Annotated in this window: 18 protein-coding genes; 12 read left to right on the top strand and 6 right to left on the bottom strand. The window is 59.2% G+C overall.

Annotation, left to right across the window (positions count from 1 at the left end):
• Together XMD517_RS00560 and XMD517_RS00555 are read right to left on the bottom strand one after the other, a co-directional pair.
• Entirely contained in the window at nt 1-516 is a 516-nt protein-coding gene (locus XMD517_RS00560) for a PaaI family thioesterase (protein WP_173485477.1), read from the bottom strand.
• The gene (locus XMD517_RS00555) at nt 513-980 is read right to left on the bottom strand and encodes a PaaI family thioesterase (protein ID WP_173485476.1); all 468 of its coding nucleotides are present in this window, start codon (nt 978-980) and stop codon (nt 513-515) included. Before XMD517_RS00555 ends, XMD517_RS00560 begins: the two co-directional genes overlap by 4 nt.
• A gap of 107 nt (nt 981-1,087) precedes the next feature.
• Here XMD517_RS00555 and XMD517_RS00550 point away from each other — a divergent pair, with 107 nt between their 5' ends.
• From XMD517_RS00550 to XMD517_RS00540, 3 genes are all read left to right on the top strand, one after another.
• Nucleotides 1,088-2,212, top strand: a complete 1,125-nt coding sequence (locus tag XMD517_RS00550; RefSeq protein WP_173485475.1) for a putative manganese transporter — start codon at nt 1,088-1,090, stop codon at nt 2,210-2,212.
• Between the two features lie 156 nt (nt 2,213-2,368).
• Nucleotides 2,369-3,138 (top strand): IS5 family transposase gene (locus XMD517_RS00545; RefSeq protein WP_254449811.1). Its coding sequence is split into 2 segments (ribosomal slippage): nt 2,369-2,705 and nt 2,705-3,138, totalling 771 coding nucleotides; the frame shifts between segments, so codons are not numbered across the junction.
• A gap of 77 nt (nt 3,139-3,215) precedes the next feature.
• Nucleotides 3,216-3,584 carry a MerR family DNA-binding transcriptional regulator gene (locus XMD517_RS00540; protein WP_173485474.1) on the top strand — a complete coding sequence of 123 codons (369 nt, stop codon included), beginning with the start codon at nt 3,216-3,218 and terminating at the stop codon, nt 3,582-3,584.
• 3 nt (nt 3,585-3,587) lie between these two features.
• Here XMD517_RS00540 and XMD517_RS00535 read toward each other — a convergent pair whose 3' ends face one another.
• Nucleotides 3,588-3,914, bottom strand: a complete 327-nt coding sequence (locus tag XMD517_RS00535) for a hypothetical protein (protein ID WP_173485473.1) — start codon at nt 3,912-3,914, stop codon at nt 3,588-3,590.
• A 320-nt stretch (nt 3,915-4,234) separates the two neighbouring features.
• Between XMD517_RS00535 and XMD517_RS00530 the strand changes: the two genes are divergently transcribed.
• The 7 genes from XMD517_RS00530 to XMD517_RS00500 all read left to right on the top strand — a co-directional run bounded on the left by XMD517_RS00530 (nt 4,235) and on the right by XMD517_RS00500 (nt 11,578).
• Nucleotides 4,235-4,630 (top strand): MerR family DNA-binding transcriptional regulator, encoded by a 396-nt coding sequence (locus tag XMD517_RS00530; protein ID WP_173485472.1) that lies wholly within the window; start codon nt 4,235-4,237, stop codon nt 4,628-4,630.
• 30 nt (nt 4,631-4,660) lie between these two features.
• Nucleotides 4,661-6,433, top strand: coding sequence for an acyl-CoA dehydrogenase C-terminal domain-containing protein (locus tag XMD517_RS00525; protein WP_173485471.1), 1,773 nt, complete (start codon nt 4,661-4,663; stop codon nt 6,431-6,433).
• Between the two features lie 21 nt (nt 6,434-6,454).
• Nucleotides 6,455-6,667: a hypothetical protein gene (locus XMD517_RS00520; protein WP_055188849.1), complete on the top strand. Its 213-nt coding sequence runs from the start codon at nt 6,455-6,457 to the stop codon at nt 6,665-6,667.
• Nucleotides 6,668-6,968: 301 nt separating this feature from the next.
• Nucleotides 6,969-7,604: a glutathione S-transferase family protein gene (locus XMD517_RS00515; protein WP_055188844.1), complete on the top strand. Its 636-nt coding sequence runs from the start codon at nt 6,969-6,971 to the stop codon at nt 7,602-7,604.
• Nucleotides 7,605-7,639: 35 nt separating this feature from the next.
• Nucleotides 7,640-8,848: an acetyl-CoA C-acetyltransferase gene (locus XMD517_RS00510; protein WP_173485470.1), complete on the top strand. Its 1,209-nt coding sequence runs from the start codon at nt 7,640-7,642 to the stop codon at nt 8,846-8,848.
• Nucleotides 8,848-9,381: an NADAR family protein gene (locus tag XMD517_RS00505; RefSeq protein WP_173485469.1), complete on the top strand. Its 534-nt coding sequence runs from the start codon at nt 8,848-8,850 to the stop codon at nt 9,379-9,381. Before XMD517_RS00510 ends, XMD517_RS00505 begins: the two co-directional genes overlap by 1 nt.
• Complete coding sequence (locus tag XMD517_RS00500) at nt 9,374-11,578, top strand: 3-hydroxyacyl-CoA dehydrogenase NAD-binding domain-containing protein (protein ID WP_173485468.1); 2,205 nt, start codon at nt 9,374-9,376, stop codon at nt 11,576-11,578. Before XMD517_RS00505 ends, XMD517_RS00500 begins: the two co-directional genes overlap by 8 nt.
• Before the next feature lie 239 nt (nt 11,579-11,817).
• Here the strand turns inward: XMD517_RS00500 and XMD517_RS00495 are convergent, their stop codons facing one another.
• Both XMD517_RS00495 and XMD517_RS00490 read right to left on the bottom strand, forming a co-directional pair.
• Complete coding sequence (locus XMD517_RS00495) at nt 11,818-12,468, bottom strand: sulfotransferase family 2 domain-containing protein (RefSeq protein WP_173485467.1); 651 nt, start codon at nt 12,466-12,468, stop codon at nt 11,818-11,820.
• Between the two features lie 20 nt (nt 12,469-12,488).
• Nucleotides 12,489-13,436: a DMT family transporter gene (locus XMD517_RS00490; protein ID WP_173485466.1), complete on the bottom strand. Its 948-nt coding sequence runs from the start codon at nt 13,434-13,436 to the stop codon at nt 12,489-12,491.
• A 131-nt stretch (nt 13,437-13,567) separates the two neighbouring features.
• Between XMD517_RS00490 and XMD517_RS00485 the strand changes: the two genes are divergently transcribed.
• Both XMD517_RS00485 and XMD517_RS00480 read left to right on the top strand, forming a co-directional pair.
• Entirely contained in the window at nt 13,568-15,208 is a 1,641-nt protein-coding gene (locus tag XMD517_RS00485) for a long-chain-fatty-acid--CoA ligase (protein WP_173485465.1), read from the top strand.
• Nucleotides 15,209-15,362: 154 nt separating this feature from the next.
• Nucleotides 15,363-16,379, top strand: a complete 1,017-nt coding sequence (locus XMD517_RS00480; protein WP_173485464.1) for a hypothetical protein — start codon at nt 15,363-15,365, stop codon at nt 16,377-16,379.
• 114 nt (nt 16,380-16,493) lie between these two features.
• Here XMD517_RS00480 and XMD517_RS00475 read toward each other — a convergent pair whose 3' ends face one another.
• Complete coding sequence (locus XMD517_RS00475) at nt 16,494-17,912, bottom strand: SPOR domain-containing protein (protein WP_173485463.1); 1,419 nt, start codon at nt 17,910-17,912, stop codon at nt 16,494-16,496.
• Between the last annotated feature and the right edge of the window lie 191 nt (nt 17,913-18,103).

Below are 18,103 nucleotides of genomic sequence, written 5' to 3'. Positions count from 1 at the left end.
TCAGTTCGGAGAGGGCATCAGGAAATGTCCGGTGGCCTGGGCAAACAGCTTTTGTCGATTGTCCTGCCACGCCTCGACATGAACCGAGGCATAGCGCCGACCGGAGCGCACCACCCGCGCCCTTGCATAGGCATCACGCGGCAGGCCAGATCGCAGATAGTCGATTGAAAAGTCGATGGTCTTCGGAAGGTAGGCAAGGACATTCCCGGGCTGTTCTCCCGGATCCAGAAGCCCCGCCTCCATATCCGCCCAGATACTGACCCAGGTGAGTTCGATCACCGCCGCCGTTTCCAGAAAGGCCGCGGTCACACCGCCATGGATGGCAGGCAGCATCGGGTTGCCGATCAGCTTTTCCGCGAAGGGCAGGATTGCGGTGAGTTCATCCCCGTGCCGTTCCACCTCGATCCCGAGGAACTTGATATAAGGCACACCGTTCACCAGCGCGGAGAGGGTGCTGTCACGACGGTGTTTGACAATTTCTACCGGTTCGGGGCGGGGGCGCTTGGGGGTGCTCATGAAACGGCCTCGGTCGATTTGCGTTTCGGATCGCCATCTGCGGTGAACGCCCCGGTGGCGGTTGCCACCGGACGTTCGGTATCTTCATCCAGTGCCACGGCCCGCACGAAGGCGACGGACCGGGTGACGTGGTAGCAGGTGGCGCGCGCCGTGATTTTCTGACCCGGTGTCGCCGGTCGCATATAGTCAATGCGCAGATCAATGGTGGCGGTGATGTCAGGGGCGCGCGGATGGCTCATCACCGCGGCTCCACAACAGGTGTCCAGCACCGCAGATACGGCCCCCCCATGGATCACGCCACTGCGCGGATCTCCGACAAAGGCCTCATTGTAAGGCATCGAAATCACCGCCTCCCCATCGCCGATATCCTCCAGCACCATGCCCAGCGCCCGGCAATGGGGAATCGCTTCGGTGAATTGCCGCGCAATTTCCGCCTTCTTCTCCGGGGTCAGACCTTTGATCATGGGGCATTTCCCTTTCTTTGCCGTCCCCTGTTTATTGGCGCTTGCCTTTTGCGGAGCAAGCCCTTAGTTTTGCATTTGCGAATTATTCTCAATTGCAGGAGCGCCACATGGCCGCCACAACCACCCTAACCGCCCCGTTTGGGGAATTGCGTCCCAAGCGCCTGTTTGTTCTGGCAGTGCTGCTTGTGCTGGCCATCGCGCCGGGGGAATTGGGCGAATTGACCCGTTCGCTGATGACGGATGCCTATGTGCAGGTCTCGGTTTTTGTGGCCACCACGTTGTTGCTGTTTTATGGCGCGGAACGTCTGTTCCGCTTCAACATCGGAGATGCGTTGTCCAATGCCCGGGCGGCTCAGGTGCCTCTGGCGGCACTGCTCGGGGCAACTCCGGGATGCGGCGGCGCTGTGGTTGTGGTTGCGGCCTATTCCTCAGGTCACGTGGGGTTTGGCGCAGTTGTCGCCACGCTGACGGCCACAATGGGGGATGCGGCCTTTCTGCTGCTGGCGACGCGACCGGATGCGGCCCTTGTTGTCCTGCCGCTGTCCTTTGTGGTCGGGATCCTGTCCGGCTGGATTGTGGATCGGTTCAACAAGATCGAATTTCGCAACCCCGGTGCCGGCAGCTGTGAACTGGCACCGCGCATCGGCAAGATCCGCCCGCAGGACATGGCCTATCTCGTGATTGCGGCCCCCGGTCTGATGGTCGGTGTTGCCCAGCTGATGCAGGTTGAGGTCACCCACCCTCTGGGAATTCCGGTTCTGTGGATCGCCATGGCAGGCACCTTTCTGGGGTTGTTCATCTGGGCCACGTCCTCATTGCAGGCCATGACCAACGCCAAGGACAACCCGATCACGCGAATGACCGAAGAGACCAGTTTCATCTCGGTCTGGGTGATCGGGGCCTATCTCGCCTATGACTATCTTGCGCTTTATACGGGGGTGGATGTGGCCGTGATGTTCGAAACTGTCGCGCCTCTCCTGCCGCTGATGGCGATTGTGATCGGGTTTGTGCCCGGCTGCGGACCCCAGGTTCTGGTGACCACGCTTTACCTGAACGGTGCCATTCCGTTTGCGGCCCTGATGGGCAACGCGATTTCCAATGACGGAGACGCCCTGTTCCCAGCCATTGCGCTAAATCCCAAGGCAGCGGTGATTGCCACGCTCTACTCGGCCGTGCCCGCCCTGATCTTGGCTTATGCGTTCTATTTCCTCGCTCCGGGCTTCATGAACTGACCCTTTTGCGAGGCCAAATGTCCGGGGGATCCCATAACGGGGTCCCCTTTTTCGCACATCTTGCTCAATATTTTGCGCATTGCGTAGTTCTAGGGTCAGGATGCATTGATTTTTGTCGCACGGCGTGATTCACAGTTCGGAAAACGGAGCGGTGACATGAGCGATCTTTACTGGTTGAACGAAGCGCAGATGGCCAAGCTGGCGCCTTTCTTCCCGAAGTCGCACGGCAAGCCACGTGTGGATGACAGGCGGGTGCTGTCTGGGATTATCTTCATAAACCGCAATGGGTTAAGGTGGCGGGATGCGCCAGAAGCCTATGGCCCTCACAAGACGCTCTACAGCCGCTGGAAGCGATGGAGCGAGAAAGGCATCTTCGCCCGGATGCTTTTGGAGCTGGCCGATCAGGGTGGCGAAACTGACACGCTGATGATTGACGCGACCCATCTCAAGACACACCGCACCGCCTCCAGCCTGGGCCTGAAAAAGGGGGGGCCAATCACAACCCCTGCCGCCTGATTGGTCGTACGAAGGGCGGAATGAACTCCAAGCTGCACGCCGTCACCGACGCGATGGGGCGGCCCTTGCGTCTGTTCCTGACGGCAGGCCAGCGCAGCGACTACATCGGCGCACGGGCTTTGCTGGATGCCCTGCCGCCCGCCAAACACCTGTTGGCGGATCGGGGCTACGATGCCGATTGGTATCGCCAAGCCCTTGAAAACAGGGGGATCAAGCCTTGTATACCATGTCGGAAGAACCGCAAGGTCCCGATCCCGCACGACGAGCTGCGCTATCGTAAACGCCACAAAATCGAGAACAGCTTCGCCCGCCTCAAGGATTGGCGACGCGTCGCGACGCGCTATGACAGGTGTCCGAAGGTCTTCCTGTCAGCATGCGCCCTCGCTGCTGTAGTCATCTTCTGGTTATGAATCCTGACCCTACAGAATTGCGCTGCAGCGCAGAAAGCGTTACCAATGAGGACGAACCGCAACAGCAAGGATGTCCCATGTCTGACGAACGCCTCACCTTCAAAGAAATGTGTGCCAGGTTTGACGTGACTCCGCGGACGCTCAGATATTACGAATATATCGAGCTGCTGGCCCCGGAAAAGGAAGGGCGGTCGCGGTTTTATACGCCACGCGAAGTGGCCCGCATGACCCTCATCCTGCGCGGGCGCCGGTTTGGTTTCTCTCTGGAAGAGCTGCGCCAATGGCTGTTGATCTATGATGAGAAAGGCACCGATGCGCAGAATCAGGCCTGGGTGGAGTTGGCGGATCGCCAGCTCAAGGCCCTGCGGGAGCAATATGCGCAATTGGCCGAGACCATTGATGATCTTCAGGACCTGCGGGACGATGTGGCAAAGCTGGTAAAATAACCCTCACGCCGGATCGTCTTCCTCCCTCAACACCTGCTCCAACCGATCCGCACTGGCCTGGGCGGATCGAAATTTGCGCAGCAAGACAAGCCACATGATCATGATTGTGGCCAGAGAGACGAGGGCAACAATCCCTGCCGCCATCGGCAACCAGAGCCAAAGCCCCCAGATTGCGGGCACGGCAAATGCCACCGGCATCCCGATACCCCAGCGGATCGCCCACATGGCCAGTCGTTTCCTGAGAAACCCCTGCATCTGAGCCTGCATCACCTCAAGGGATGCCCGTTCTGCGTTCAGATGGTCCACGCCATCTACATTGTCACCACTCACGACCACCCCTTCCGAACAGTGTTTTCCCTTGATCCGGAAAGACCATGTGCCCCTTGCAGCACGAGGTCAATGTTCCTTTTCTCCCGTAGAACGCGCGCGGCAGCGCGGAAATCACACGTCTAGGGGCGTAAATCTGGGAAATGACGTTCCGTAACGGAAAGAAAAGTTGACGCCACGCCATTGAAATGTTTGACGTCACGTTACATTTACGTCAACGTAAACTTATGCAGTAAACAGAACCGGTCAGATCAACCCAGATCAACACGGCGGGACCCCCGCCCCCAACCGACCGGTGTCAAAAAGAGGATCGAATGTTCGACATGACCGACGACCTTATGACCATTCGTCAGATGTGTGACGCTTTTGATGTCACCGCTCGCACCCTGCGCTTTTATGAAGCGAAAGAGCTGCTTGCACCGGTACGCGAAGGCCAGAAACGCCTGTTCACAAAACGCGACCGTGCCCGGCTCAAGCTGATCCTGCGCGGCAAACGTTTTGGGTTTGCACTGGAGGAAATCCGCCAGCTGCTCGACCTTTATGACATGGGAGACCAGCAGCAGACCCAACTGACCCGCACCTACGAGGTGGCCCAGAAACACCTGGCCGACCTCAGGCAACAGCGTGTCGAGCTGGACGAGGCCATTGCCGATCTGACGGAACAACTGAAATGGGCCGAAAACGCCATCGCCAGTTTCAAAGCGGGCGAAGGGCAATAAGCGCCAGTTATCAACCACGAGGATTACCACATGCCGAGCTATACCGCCCCCACCAAGGACATGGGCTTTGTGCTGCACGAAGTGCTGAAAACCCACGAGGCTGCCACCCCCGGATATGCAGATCTGGAGCCTGGCTTTACCTCTGCCGTTCTGGAAGAGGCGGGCAAACTGGCCGGAGAGGTGCTTGCACCGCTCAATGTGGTTGGCGATCATGAGGGCTGCCGCCTGGAAAATGGCGTGGTTTATACGCCTGCCGGGTTCAAGGATGCTTTTGAGCAGATGAAAGACGGCGGCTGGACCGGGCTCGACATGCCCGAAGAGTTCGGTGGCCAGAACATGCCAGTGGTGCTGGGCACCGCTGTGGGGGAGCTGTTTTCCGGGGCCAATCAGGCCTTCACCATGTATCAGGGCCTGACCCATGGGGCCGCCTCCGCCATTCTGGCCCATGGCACGGATGAACAGAAAGCCACCTATCTGCCCAAAATGGTCAGCTGCGAATGGACCGGCACCATGAACCTGACCGAGCCGCATTGCGGCACCGATCTAGGGCTGATGCGCACCAAGGCGGAACCGCAGGAGGATGGCAGCTACAAGATCTCCGGCCAGAAGATTTTCATCTCGGCAGGCGACCATGACATGTCGGAAAACGTGATCCACCTCGTGCTGGCAAAAATCCCCGGTGGACCAGAGGGCATCAAGGGCGTGTCGCTCTTTATCGTGCCGAAATTCATGGTGGCCGAAGACGGGTCTGCGGGCGCGCGCAATGGCGTAAGCGTGGGCAATCTTGAGAAAAAGATGGGCATCCACGGCAATGCCACCTGCGTGATGAATTATGACGAGGCCACCGGCTACCTGCTGGGAGACATGCACAAAGGCATGCGCGCCATGTTCACCATGATGAACGAAGCCCGCCTTGGTGTGGCGATGCAGGGCCTGGCGCAAGCCGAAGCCGCCTATCAAAACGCGGTGATCTATGCCAAGGACCGCCTGCAGGGGCGCGACGTCACCGGGGTCAAGAACCCGGATGGCCCGGCGGACCCGCTGATCGTTCATCCCGACATTCGCCGCGCGCTTATGGACCAGAAATCCTTCATCGAAGGGGCGCGTGCCTTTCTGCTTTGGGGGGCGACACTGATTGATCAGGCCCACCGCGCCGAGGACAAGGGTGCCGATGATCTGATCTCGCTGATGACCCCGGTCCTGAAAGGGTTCCTGACCGATCAGGGCTACGACATGACCGTCCTCGCCCAGCAGATCTATGGTGGCCACGGCTATATCGAAGAACATGGCATGAGCCAGTTCACACGCGACGCCCGCATCACCCAGATCTATGAAGGGGCAAACGGTGTTCAGGCGCTGGATCTCGTCGGCCGCAAACTGGCTGCCGGTGGCGGCAAACCGATCATGGGTTTCTTTGACATGATCAAATCCTACTGCAAGGACCAAGACAGCGACGAGATGAAGGACTTCATCGAGCCGCTGAAGGTCGCCTCGAAACACCTGCAATCCTCGGCCATGTATTTCATGCAGTCGGGCATGAAGAACCCAAATGACGCGCTCGCGGGAAGCTATGATTTCATGCATCTTTTCGGCCATGTCTGCCTGGGCTTCATGTGGGCACGGTCTGCCCGCGCGGCCCTGGATGCGCTGGCTGGCGGCACCTCTGACGCCACGTTCTACGAGACCAAGCTGACCACGGCGCGCTACTATATGTCCCGACGCCTGCCTGCCACCGCGATGCATCTGGCACGGATCGAAAGCGGATCGGCCACGGTCATGGGGCTGGATGCGGACCAATTCTAACCAATTGAAAAGAGAACAGGAATGCCCAAACGCTTCAAACTCACCCGCCGCTTTCCCTGCGCCATGACCGAAGACGGCTATCGCCGCCTGAAACGATTTGCGCAGGAGGCGGGGCTGGATGAGGGCGAAGCGCTGTCCTTCCTGTTCGAACATTTCGACAGCGTGACACACCAAGAAAACCTCACCGCGCGCCTGCGCCTGTTCAACGCGGAACTGGAGGCGCGCAAGCGATGAGTCTGGACAGTTGGCTTCTGTTGGAGGCCTCCGGCGGGAGTGTTTGGAGCAAGAAGAAGGGGCGCGCGTCTAATACCGATAACGGCCTCGCCGCCCCGGCCCGTTCGGGCGTTGATGGCGAGGCCGCCTTCTCCTTGGGCGGTCATCGGCTCTCCAGCCTGTACCGCCCCCCTAAGCTGGCCGTTCTTGGTTAAGAAAACGTGACTGGAAGAGCAATCAGGCTTTCTTCTTGGTCAAAATACTCAATCGGACCTGCGGGGATATTTCTCCCGGGGGTCGAGATCGCAACTGGGAGGACGCGATGACCATCAAACTTTACTGCTTCGGCGAAAGTGGCAACGCCTACAAGGCCGCGCTTACGTTGGAATTGTCCGGCCTGGATTGGGAGCCGGTATACGTAGACTTCTTCGGCGGCGAGACCCGCACGCCGGAATATCGTGAGATCAACCCGATGGGGGAGGCCCCTGTGATGGTGGACGGGGATGTGACCCTGTCACAATCGGGCGCCATTCAGGATTATGTCTCGTCAAAATCCGGCAAACTTGGGGGGCGCAGCGCGGCAGAGCGGCGCGAGATCCTGCGCTGGCAGTTTTGGGACAATCACAAAATGTCATCGGTGGCGGGCATGACCCGGTTTTTGATGAACTTTATCCCAGAAGACAAGCGCCCGGCCGAGGTGATTGCTTTCAATCAGGGCCGCCTCAAATCCGCATACAAGACTTTGGAAAGCGAGCTTTCCACTCGGGACTGGCTGGTGGGCGACGCCATCACCCTCGCAGACATCTCCTGCTGCGGTTACCTGTTCTACCCCGAACCGTTTGGCTTTGACCGCACCGAATGGCCCGCCATCGACGCCTGGCTGACCCGGATTGCCGAAACCCCCGGCTGGAAACACCCTTACGACCTTATGCCCGGCAGCCCGGCTGACCGCGCCTGACATTCTGGACCTAGACTCCTGAAAGGAAATAGAAAATGACCGATGCCTATATCTATGATGCCGTGCGCAGCCCGCGCGGCAAAGGCAAGAAAGACGGCACGCTGCATGAAGTGACAGCCGTACGTCTTTCTGCCGAGACCCTCAACGAACTGAAACGCCGCAACAACCTTGAGGGCCATGCCGTCGAGGATGTGATCTGGGGAAACGTGACCCAGGTGGGTGAGCAAGGCGCCTGCCTGGCCCGCTCCTCGGTGCTGTATTCCGATTTGGACGAGCGCATCCCCGGCGTGTCGATCAACCGCTTCTGCGCCTCGGGTCTGGAAGCTGTGAACATGGCGGCCAACCAGGTGCGTGGCGGGGCGGGTGACGCCTATATCGCCGGCGGCGTCGAGAGCATGTCACGGGTTCCGATGGGGTCCGACGGGGGCGCAATTGCGGCGGATCCGTTCCTCGCAGCCAAGACCTATTTTGTGCCGCAGGGGATTTCTGCGGACATTATCGCCACCGAATACGGGTTCTCACGCGACGAGTGTGACGCCTATGCGGTGGAAAGCCAGAAACGCGCCGCCGCTGCCCGTGCCGCGGGCCGGTTCGACAAATCCGTCTATACACTGCGCGACCAGAACGGTCTGGAAATCATGTCGCAGGACGAGATGATCCGTGAAACCAACATGCAAACGCTTGGCGGGCTGAACCCGTCGTTTGCGATGATGGGCGAACAGATGCCGGGCTTTGACGCGGTCGCGCTTTTGAAATACCCGCATCTGGAACGGATCAACCACGTACACCACGCCGGCAACTCGTCCGGTATCGCCGATGGATCTGCCGCCGTTCTGATCGGCAACAAGGAATTTGGCGAGCGTCACGGGATCAAACCGCGCGCACGCATCAAGGCCACCTCCAAGGTGGGCACCGACCCAACCATCATGCTGACCGGCCCGGTTCCGGCCACCGAACGCGTGTTGGCGGCCGCTGGCATGGGCATTGGTGACATTGATCTGTTTGAGGTGAACGAAGCTTTCGCCTCGGTCGTGCTGCGCTTCCTGCAGGCCTTCAACGCCGATCATGACAAGGTGAATGTGAACGGTGGGGCGATTGCCATGGGCCACCCGCTGGGGGCCACCGGGGCGATGATCCTTGGGGCGCTTCTGGACGAAATGGAGCGGGCGGACAAGGAAACGGGCCTTGCCACTCTGTGCATCGGATCTGGCATGGGTGCCGCAACCATCCTTGAGCGCGTTTAATGAACCATCCAGTCACATATCACTTCTTTTGGAATGGCCCGTTTAGCCAATGGCAAACCTGCCACATGGAACTGGACGGCGTCATTTTCAACACCGCTGAGCAGGCCATGATGTATCTTAAGGCAATGTTGTTTGACGACAAAACTGTCGCCCAAGAGATACTGGACGCCACAGATCCCGGCCAGCAAAAGGCCTTGGGTCGCAAGGTTCGCGGTTTTTCTGAAGCTCAGTGGGACTTGCACAAAGAAGAGATCGTATATCGGATCAATCGCGCCAAATATCACCAAAACAAAGGGCTGCGCCGCAAACTTTTCCAAACCATCCCGCATATGATGATCGAAGCCAGCCCGGTCGATTCCATCTGGGGTATTGGATTGGATGCTAAAAACGCGGCGCTAACTGACCCTGAACTCTGGCCCGGGCAAAACCTGCTTGGCCAAATACTTACCCAAGTCCGGACCGAACTTGCTGATGAGTTTCCCGACGAAGCTGCAGCTTGTTCCTCCGAAGGACAGGAGACACTCAATGACTGATTTCAACTACTTTGTTGACGCCGATGGCGTCGCCACCATTTCCTGGGATGTTCCGGGCAAGTCGATGAACGTGCTGTCTTATGCCGCTCTGGAAGAGTTGAACGCACATATCGACACCGTTCTGGCTGATGACGCCGTGAAAGGCGCAATCATCACCTCGGGCAAAAAGGATTTTGCCGGGGGGATGGACCTCAATGTTATTGCCCAGATGAAAGAAGATGCGGGTGACGACCCCGCGAAAGGCCTGTTTGACGGCATCATGCAGATGCATGGCGTGCTGCGCAAAATCGAACGGGCGGGCATGGATCCGAAAACCAACAAGGGCAGCAAACCGATTGTCGCCGCCCTGCCCGGCATCGCGCTTGGCATTGGTTTGGAAATCCCGCTGGCCTGTCACCGGATCATTGCCGCCGACAATCCCAAGGCCAAGATCGGCCTGCCGGAAATCCTTGTGGGGATCTTCCCCGGCGCAGGCGGCACCACCCGCCTTGTGCGCAAGATGGGCGCAATGGCGGCAGCGCCGTTCCTGCTCGAGGGCAGAACCGTGGCCCCGGCCAAGGCAAAATCCGCAGGCCTGATCGACGAGGTTGTCGCCCCGGAGGAGCTGCAGGCCCGCGCAAAAGAATGGGTTCTGAACGCCAAGGACGCAGACATCGTGAAACCGTGGGATGCCAAGGGGTATAAAATGCCCGGCGGCGCGCCTTATCACCCAGCCGGGTTCCAAACCTATATCGGCGCGGCGGCGATGATCCATGGCAAGACCGCAGGGGTTTATCCGGCGGCCAAGGCGCTGTTGTCGGCCGCTTACGAAGGGGCAATGGTTCCCTTTGATGACGCATTGCGCGTGGAGTGCCGCTGGTTCGTGAATGTTTTGATGAACCCGTCCTCCTCGGCCATGATCCGGTCCTTGTTCATCAACAAACAGGCGCTTGAAAAAGGGGCTGTGCGTCCGAAAGACGTTGAGGATCAGTCGGTCAAGAAAGTCGGCGTGCTGGGCGCAGGCATGATGGGGGCAGGCATTGCGCTGGTCTCTGCCATGGCGGGCATGGAAGTGGTGCTGATCGACCAGACCCAGGAGGCTGCAGATCGCGGGAAATCCTATTCCGAGACCTATCTGGACAAGGGCATTGCCCGCAAGAAAGCCACGCCGGAGAAAAAAGAAGCCGTGTTGGGTGCGATCACCGCGACCACCGATCTGGACGCTCTCAAAGGGGCGGATCTGATCATTGAAGCGGTGTTCGAAGATGTGGGTGTGAAGGCGGAGATGACCCGGAAGGTCGAGGCTGTTGTCGGCCCCGACTGCATCTATGCCACCAACACCTCGACCCTGCCGATTTCCGAGCTGGCAAAGGCATCGCAACGCCCGGATCAGTTCATCGGCATCCACTTCTTCTCACCGGTTGAGAAGATGATGCTGGTCGAGATCATCAAGGGCCGCGAGACCGGTGATCGGGCCACGGCCAAGGCGCTGGATTACGTGCGCCAGATCCGCAAGACACCGATTGTGGTCAATGACGCGCGCTTCTTCTATGCCAACCGCTGCATCATTCCCTATATCAACGAAGGCATTCGCATGGTGGGCGAAGGGGTCTCCCCTGCCCTTGTGGAAGGGGCCGCGCGCCTGCTGGGCTTCCCGGTTGGTCCGTTGCAGCTGGTGGACGAGACCTCGGTCGAACTGGGTGTGAAGATTGCCAAAGCAACCAAAGCCGCGATGGGGGATGCCTATCCTGACAGCGCGGTGGATGACATCATCTTCTGGATGGCAGATGAAGGGCGTCTGGGCCGCAAGGCAAATGCGGGTTTTTATGACTATGACGACAAAGGCAAGCGCGCCGGGTTGTGGACCGGTCTGGGTGAAAAATTCCCGCTGGCCGAGACACAGCCGGAAATCACCGAGGTCAAGCATCGCCTGATGATGGCACAGGTGCTGGAAGCGGTGCGAGCGCTGGAAGAAAGCGTGCTTGAGGACATCCGCGAAGGCGACGTGGGCGCGATCCTCGGCTGGGGCTTTGCGCCCTGGTCCGGCGGGCCCTTCAGCTGGCTCGACATGCTGGGTGCGCCCTATGCGGCCGAAGTCTGTGACCAGCTGACCGAAAAACACGGCGCGCGCTTCACCACCCCTGCGCTGCTGCGCGAGATGGCTGAGGAAGGCGAAACCTTCTATGAACGGTTCGACAAGACCGTAGCCGCCGCATAATTGCCGAAAGCGTTTCAACCATTCCCTATCTCTGGTTGATCTCGAACGCTTCAGACACACACAGGAGAGCCCGGACATACCCGGGCTCTTTTCTTTTGGGCCCTTTTCTGGTGGTCCCGTCTCTTTTGGCGCTGCCCGCTTTGATGTCAGAGAAAACCAGAAAACTAGTTTTCTAGTTTTCTAGTTTTCTAGTTTTCACCAACCGTGGGACAGGTGCTACTCCAACTGAAAATGTATTTTTATTCAAACAGATACCCGAACCGCTCAATATCATCGCGACAACATCGCGCCACGATCTGACGCAGTTCATCCGTGTAAAACTGGCGATACTCTTTTTGCCGGTCAGACCGGTTTTCATGCGGGAGCGGGCGCAAAGAGAACCCCAGATGGGCCTCAAGCGCGGGCAGATCCTCATCAAGATGTTCCAACCGGACAAACAGATCCGCATATTCGCACCCGTCCCGGTCGGTCACATAGCTGGCATAGGGGGCGGCCCGAAAACTGGCCTGCGTTTCAGGCGCACGCAGGAAATCGGCAAACCCGGATGACCTGGCCAAACTCACTGCCGGATGGTCAAAGGACTGGGCTAGCAACCAATGATAATAGCTTACAATCCGATCCCAGGGATTACGCACCAGCGTAAACACAAAATAGTCGCGCATCTGGTCTGGAGTGACCAGCCCGGCGATGTCGCACAAGGTTGAATGTTTCCACAACCGCCCGGCCGCCTGCACATCCTTCAGGCGCCTGCGTCGACGCAACGCCTTGGGCGTATCGCCCAGCATCACGTCATCTTTCATCGCCCGCGCCTCAAGCGCCAGGGCAAGGGATGTCCCCCCCGTTTTCGGAGCATGCACAAAGATATAGCGGCGGCCATGCGAAATGATCATGGCGTCACCCTATCGCCTTTTCACGCCTTGCGCGAGCGCAGAGAAATGACAATTCCCGACAGGATGATCAGCCCCATGCCGAGCGCAGGCATCAGCCCCGTCGGTTCGGAAAACAGCACATAACTCCACCCAGCGGCAAAAATCAGAAGGGAATATTCGTAGATGGCCACCTGCCCTGCTTCCCCCAGTTGGTAGCCACGGAAAATCAGGCCTACAGCGATGATCGACCCGACGGCCTGGGTGATGGTCAGCAGCACGGACACGCCCCCAATGGGGCCGATGCCGCGCAGGATGAACCCCTCTGCCCCCGCAGGCACATCATGCGGCCAGAACGTCATGCCAACCGCCCCCAGCAGGCCGAACACCCCCAGGGAAAGGAAGAAATAGAGCAGCATCGAAAAGGTGCTTTCACCCGCACAGAACTGGCGCGTGGCCAGCGCCCCCAGAGCATAGAAAAAGCCCGCAACCATTGGCAGGATGGCCAAAGGTTCCAGCCCGGTCTCAAACGGACGCAACACCATCAGAACCCCTGCAAAACCAAGCACCGCGGCACTCAGCCGTGTGGCTCCAATAGGTTGCCCCAAAAACAGGGCCGAGATGATCATTACCCAGATCGGGGCCGTGAACAGCCCTGCTGCCACCTGACCAAGCGGCAAAAAGGCCAGGCAGCCAAAGTAAAACAGCATCGACAGACCGGTCAGCCCACCACGCAGCGCAACCGCCCAGCGCCGCCGGGGGGTGATACGAACCACGCCAGCTTTCGCCAGTCCCAAAATCAACAGGCAGGCCAGCACCGAGCGTATAAAGTGAAACTGCCACAACCCGGTATCCCGCGCGATCACGGCAACAGAACTGTCGAGGATACCCAGCATGAACATCGCCAGCATGATCACCCCCGCCGCAGCCAAGGGACGCTCTTCGCCCGTGCTGACGACTGGGATATTCGGCGGTGATGCATCTGCGGACATGTTCATATCCTCTTTCATCTCGGCATTTCAGGCATTGACCATGCGGCATCTGTTCTGGTCTGCTCGAAAAACGACATTCTGGCAAAAAAGACCAGAACAGATTTTCGACATGGGACCACAGGGAGTAGGCGATGGGATGGATGTCAGATGAAACGGGGCTAGAGAAGAATGCTGCAAATTTCGTGCCGCTCACACCGCTGTCTCACCTGCGCCGGGCGGCGACGGTGTTTGCCGATCGTGAGGCACTGGTCTATGGCAAGCTCCGGCTGACCTATCGCAACTATCACGAGCGGGTCACCCGTCTGGCCGGCGCCCTTGCGGCACGCGGCATTCGCCCCGGGGATGTCGTGGCAACACTTCTGCCCAACACGCTGCCCCATGTGGAAGCAAGCTTTGCCATCCCCGCCTGCGGGGCGGTGCTCAATACAATCAACATACGGTTGGATGTGGACACGGTGGCCTATATCTTTGGTCACGGAGAGGCGAAGATCGTTCTTGTCGATACCCAATTCCTGCCCTTGGCAGAAAAGGCGGTGGCCCAGATGAACGGGGCAGGACCGGACATCATCGAAGTCGCAGATGCCCCGGCCGGTCACCCCGCCACCGGCCGCTATCCTGAATATGAAGAGGTGATAGCCTCGGGAGACCCGGATTTTTCCTGGATCATGCCACAGGATGAATGGGAAAGCCTCGCGCTCAACTATACTTCCGGCACCACCGGCCGCCCGAAAGGCGTGGTCTATCACCATCGCGGCGCCTATCTGATGACCATGGGCACACCGATCAGCTGGAATATGGGGCTTTATCCCCGCTACCTGACCATCGTGCCGCTGTTTCACTGCAACAACTGGAACCACAGCTGGATGATGCCAGCCCTGGGGGGCACAATCATCTGCTGCCGGGACATCACCGCAGCAGCGATCTATGACGCGATTGCAGATGAGGGCGTGACCCATTTTGGCGGCGCTCCGATTGTGCTGAACATGATCGTGAATGCCCCAGAAGATACGCGCCGGTCCTTTGACCATGTGGTCGAGGTATTCACTGCGGGTGCGCCCCCGGCAGCCGCCACCCTGGCCGCGATCGAACCGCTGGGGTTCAACATCACACAGGTCTACGGACTGACCGAAACTTACGGGCATGTGACCGAATGCCTTTGGAACGGGCCGAAATGGGACCCGCTGCCGCAATCTGAGCGCGCAGCAATCAAGGCCCGCACCGGGGTCCTGTTTCCACAGATGGAAGACATTACCGTGATGGATGACGCCATGGTTCAGGTCCCGATGGATGGCGAAGCAACCGGGGAGATCATGATCCGTGGCAACTCGGTGATGAAAGGCTATCTGAAAAACCCCGACGCCACCGCCGAAGCTTTTGCCGGTGGGTATTTCCACTCGGGCGACATCGCGCACCAGACCCCGGACGGCTATATCCAGATCACCGACCGCGCCAAGGACATCATCATTTCCGGTGGCGAAAATGTCAGCTCGGTTGAGGTCGAGGGCGTCCTGATGCACCATCCCGCGGTGATGCTCTGTGCGGTGGTGGCCAAACCGGACGAGACATGGGGCGAAGTGCCCTGCGCCTTTGTCGAGTTGAAAGACGGGGCAGATATCAGCGCAGAGGAGCTGATACGCTTTGCGCGCGAACATCTGGCGGGGTTCAAGACCCCCAAACAGGTTGAGTTCTGCGAGCTGCCCAAAACATCCACCGGCAAGATCCAGAAATTCCAACTGCGCCGCATGGTGAAGGAACAACAGGGGCAGGCGTAACCTGCCCCCCAACCCGGCCAGACACTGGCCGGGTCCCACGGCGCCTCTTGGCCCCATATTTGCCATTCCCCCAATCGACAAACCGCAAAAGCCTAGCTATTGTTTTTCCAACAAGAAAGCATTGAGCCGCATTTAAGAGCAGCCTCGCCCAACCATGACAGCCCTCAAGAAATACGACCGGCTCGAAGCGCCGGGTGTCTGGAGTGCATCCCCCGATGCGCAGCGCGTGAATGTGATTGTGTCATTGGGCGAAGCCACCCTGACCATCACCAACATGTCCGACACCGCCCTGACCCATTGGTCCCTTGCGGCCGTGCGACGGATCAATCCCGGCGAACGCCCGGCGCGGTTTTCGCCATCGGATGAAGTGTTCGAAGAACTGGAAGTCGATGATGACACGATGATCGACGGGATCGAACGGGTGCGCAAGGTGGTGGAACGGCGCCGCGACCGGCCTGGCAGGCTGCGCGGATGGATCACCGCCGGTGGGCTTGCTTTGCTGATCATCGGGGGTGTGGTCTGGCTTCCCGGCGCATTACAAAGCTATACAACCGCCGTCGTGCCCGCCCCGACCCGCACAGCCATTGGCCAGCGCATCCTGACCAGAATTGGCCGCGTAGCGGGCCAGCAATGCGATGACGTTCTGGCACGCTCCGCGCTTGAGGCCCTTGGCCGCCGGGTGCTGGGATCCAACGCCCCCCGGTTGATTGTGCTATCGAGCGGCGTGCAAGCTGCAACCCATCTTCCCGGCAATATCACCCTTCTGAACCGCGCCCTGATCGAGGATTTTGAAGAAGCTGATGTCGTGGCAGGCTTCATTCTGGCCGAAGACCAGCGCCGCCACATGACCGACCCGGTTTTTGGCTTTCTGGACCATGCCGGGACCGGAACAACGATACGCCTTCTGACCACTGGCGAAGTGACAAATGAAGCGATTGACGCCTATGCCGAATGGCTGCTGACTTCGGACCCCGCGCCCCTGACAGCCTCCGATCTTCTGCCCCGATTTGAAGAGGCCGGCATCCGCTCTACCCCTTACGCATACGCGCTGGACCTGACCGGCGAAAAAACCATCTCACTGATCGAAGCCGATCCCGTACCGCTGGCTGCGGCTTTACCGCTTTTGTCAGACGGGGATTGGGTGCGACTACAAGGGATCTGCGGCGAATAAAGCGTTCGGGATACGTTTGAAACACGTGTTTGTTCTGAAACGCTTGAGGCCCGCCCCGAAAAGGAAAAGCCCCGCAAATGTGCGGAGCCTTTCACCTGCCAATTCCTATCCATATCAGCGTAGAAACGCGTCTGTGAAACCCGCGTTTCGCAGTTTTGCAAGGGCCGTGCTCAGCTTTGCCTGCTGCTTGAACGGGCCCGCCAGAACGGTTTTTACGCCGTGTTTTGAGGTGCTGGACGATACTTTCAGCCCCATACGCTGCAATTTCAGGATCACTTTGCGCGCATTGGCCGCATCGCTGTAGCGCCCGACCTGCACAAATTTCTGCGGCAGCCGCCCCGCGCTGACAGAGCGCGTCTTACTGATGGGGGTGGTTTTCGCCCGTGCTCTGGTCTTGCCATATGTCCTGTCAACCGGCGATGTATCTGCGACCTGCTTTTCCGGCAACTGCACCCCTTTCAGGCGGCGTGGCACCGTGTCGGTCCAGATTTCCGCCGTCTGCAAATCCCCCGCAATCGAGCGCACCCCCCGCAAACGGTTCAGACGCCCATCGCTCCAGGCTGCAGTATAACCTTCAGGCACCGCGACCGGCATATTCGACGCCACATAGGTCTGCGGCGCAATCACCGTGCTGGGCGGAAGCGCGGATTTGTCCAGATCACGCCTGCGCACAACCTGATAGGGCTTGGGGGCATGACCATTTCCCTGCGGCACCAGCACACGGGTTGTCGGAACGGAGGTGACCGTCGCCCCCCCGGCTGTCCCACCGGAATACCCGGCCAGTGCAGCCTGTGCTGCGCGCAGGTTTGATCCATGCGGCAGGGTTGTGATCCGGGTAAGGTTGCCCGAGTTGTCCTCAATCAGATAGGTGACCGGCGCCACCTGCAACGCCCCGCAGCGCACCGGCAGTTTGGCACCGTTCAGGCGCACGAAAGACACTTTGCTGACATTTGCGGGGCAATTGACCCGGACGGCCTGAGCCGCCTGCCCATTGTCGGACACGATCCAGCCGTCATCCCCCTTGCCATGGGTAAAGCGATCCGTCCACGCGGGGGGTGCGGGGCTGCGCTGCGGCAAGGACGGATTGGTCTCGGACGGACCAAAACCGATGCGCGGCGGAAGCTTGGGACCCGGAATTGTTGGTCGCTGCACGCGCACCTGAGGGCGGGCAACCGGAGCCGGTTTCACCTGAGGCACAGAAGCAGACGGACGGGTGGTTGCCACCTGAGCTGGGCGCGTTTCAGGAACGGTCACGGGTTGCGGCGCAGGCGCGGGGGCTGGCTTGGTTGCGACAACCGATCCGCCATTTCCCCCAAGGCTGGGCGCGGCACCACACACCACCTGTCGGTTACGCGTCACACGCGGCACCCATGTCACATTTCCACCAAACCCGGCGCGGATATACACACATCCACGGCTGTCGACATAGGTGTTTCCCTTGTAGCTCGCGGGCGGCGTTTCCGCCGGCTGCGCGCCTTTTTTCAAGCTCAGAGCGTCAGCGCCTGTCGCTGACATCCCTGCAATAACGGCCATTATAGCCACGGTTCTTTTTAACATGCTCTTGTGGCCCCACACAAAATATTGTGGACAAGCATGACGGATGACCGATTCGAAGTAAAGGGATAATCCACAGGGCCAGCTCGGCGCTGTGAACAATTCATCGAAAAACTTTGTTGAATCTGAGGGGATTACCCGAAACTGCCTAAAAATCAATCAGCTGCGCG

The sequence above is a fragment of the Aliiroseovarius sp. xm-d-517 genome (assembly GCF_013283135.1).
In the GTDB taxonomy this organism is placed as follows: domain Bacteria; phylum Pseudomonadota; class Alphaproteobacteria; order Rhodobacterales; family Rhodobacteraceae; genus Aliiroseovarius; species Aliiroseovarius crassostreae.
Note: the sequence above shows the minus strand (reverse complement) of the source record. Positions and strands in the feature narration are given on the sequence as shown.

Bases quoted from the DNA above. Each gene is read 5' to 3' on its own strand.
- XMD517_RS00510 (WP_173485470.1), top strand. From the start codon at position 7,640: ATGACCGATGCCTATATCTATGATGCCGTGCGCAGCCCGCGCGGCAAA.
- XMD517_RS00540 (WP_173485474.1), top strand. From the start codon at position 3,216: ATGTCTGACGAACGCCTCACCTTCAAAGAAATGTGTGCCAGGTTTGAC.
- XMD517_RS00560 (WP_173485477.1), bottom strand. From the start codon at position 516: ATGAGCACCCCCAAGCGCCCCCGCCCCGAACCGGTAGAAATTGTCAAA.
- XMD517_RS00555 (WP_173485476.1), bottom strand. From the start codon at position 980: ATGATCAAAGGTCTGACCCCGGAGAAGAAGGCGGAAATTGCGCGGCAA.
- XMD517_RS00550 (WP_173485475.1), top strand. From the start codon at position 1,088: ATGGCCGCCACAACCACCCTAACCGCCCCGTTTGGGGAATTGCGTCCC.
- XMD517_RS00500 (WP_173485468.1), top strand. From the start codon at position 9,374: ATGACTGATTTCAACTACTTTGTTGACGCCGATGGCGTCGCCACCATT.
- XMD517_RS00495 (WP_173485467.1), bottom strand. From the start codon at position 12,468: ATGATCATTTCGCATGGCCGCCGCTATATCTTTGTGCATGCTCCGAAA.
- XMD517_RS00480 (WP_173485464.1), top strand. From the start codon at position 15,363: ATGACAGCCCTCAAGAAATACGACCGGCTCGAAGCGCCGGGTGTCTGG.
- XMD517_RS00505 (WP_173485469.1), top strand. From the start codon at position 8,848: ATGAACCATCCAGTCACATATCACTTCTTTTGGAATGGCCCGTTTAGC.
- XMD517_RS00515 (WP_055188844.1), top strand. From the start codon at position 6,969: ATGACCATCAAACTTTACTGCTTCGGCGAAAGTGGCAACGCCTACAAG.
- XMD517_RS00520 (WP_055188849.1), top strand. From the start codon at position 6,455: ATGCCCAAACGCTTCAAACTCACCCGCCGCTTTCCCTGCGCCATGACC.
- XMD517_RS00530 (WP_173485472.1), top strand. From the start codon at position 4,235: ATGACCGACGACCTTATGACCATTCGTCAGATGTGTGACGCTTTTGAT.
- XMD517_RS00490 (WP_173485466.1), bottom strand. From the start codon at position 13,436: ATGTCCGCAGATGCATCACCGCCGAATATCCCAGTCGTCAGCACGGGC.
- XMD517_RS00475 (WP_173485463.1), bottom strand. From the start codon at position 17,912: ATGGCCGTTATTGCAGGGATGTCAGCGACAGGCGCTGACGCTCTGAGC.
- XMD517_RS00485 (WP_173485465.1), top strand. From the start codon at position 13,568: ATGGGATGGATGTCAGATGAAACGGGGCTAGAGAAGAATGCTGCAAAT.
- XMD517_RS00525 (WP_173485471.1), top strand. From the start codon at position 4,661: ATGCCGAGCTATACCGCCCCCACCAAGGACATGGGCTTTGTGCTGCAC.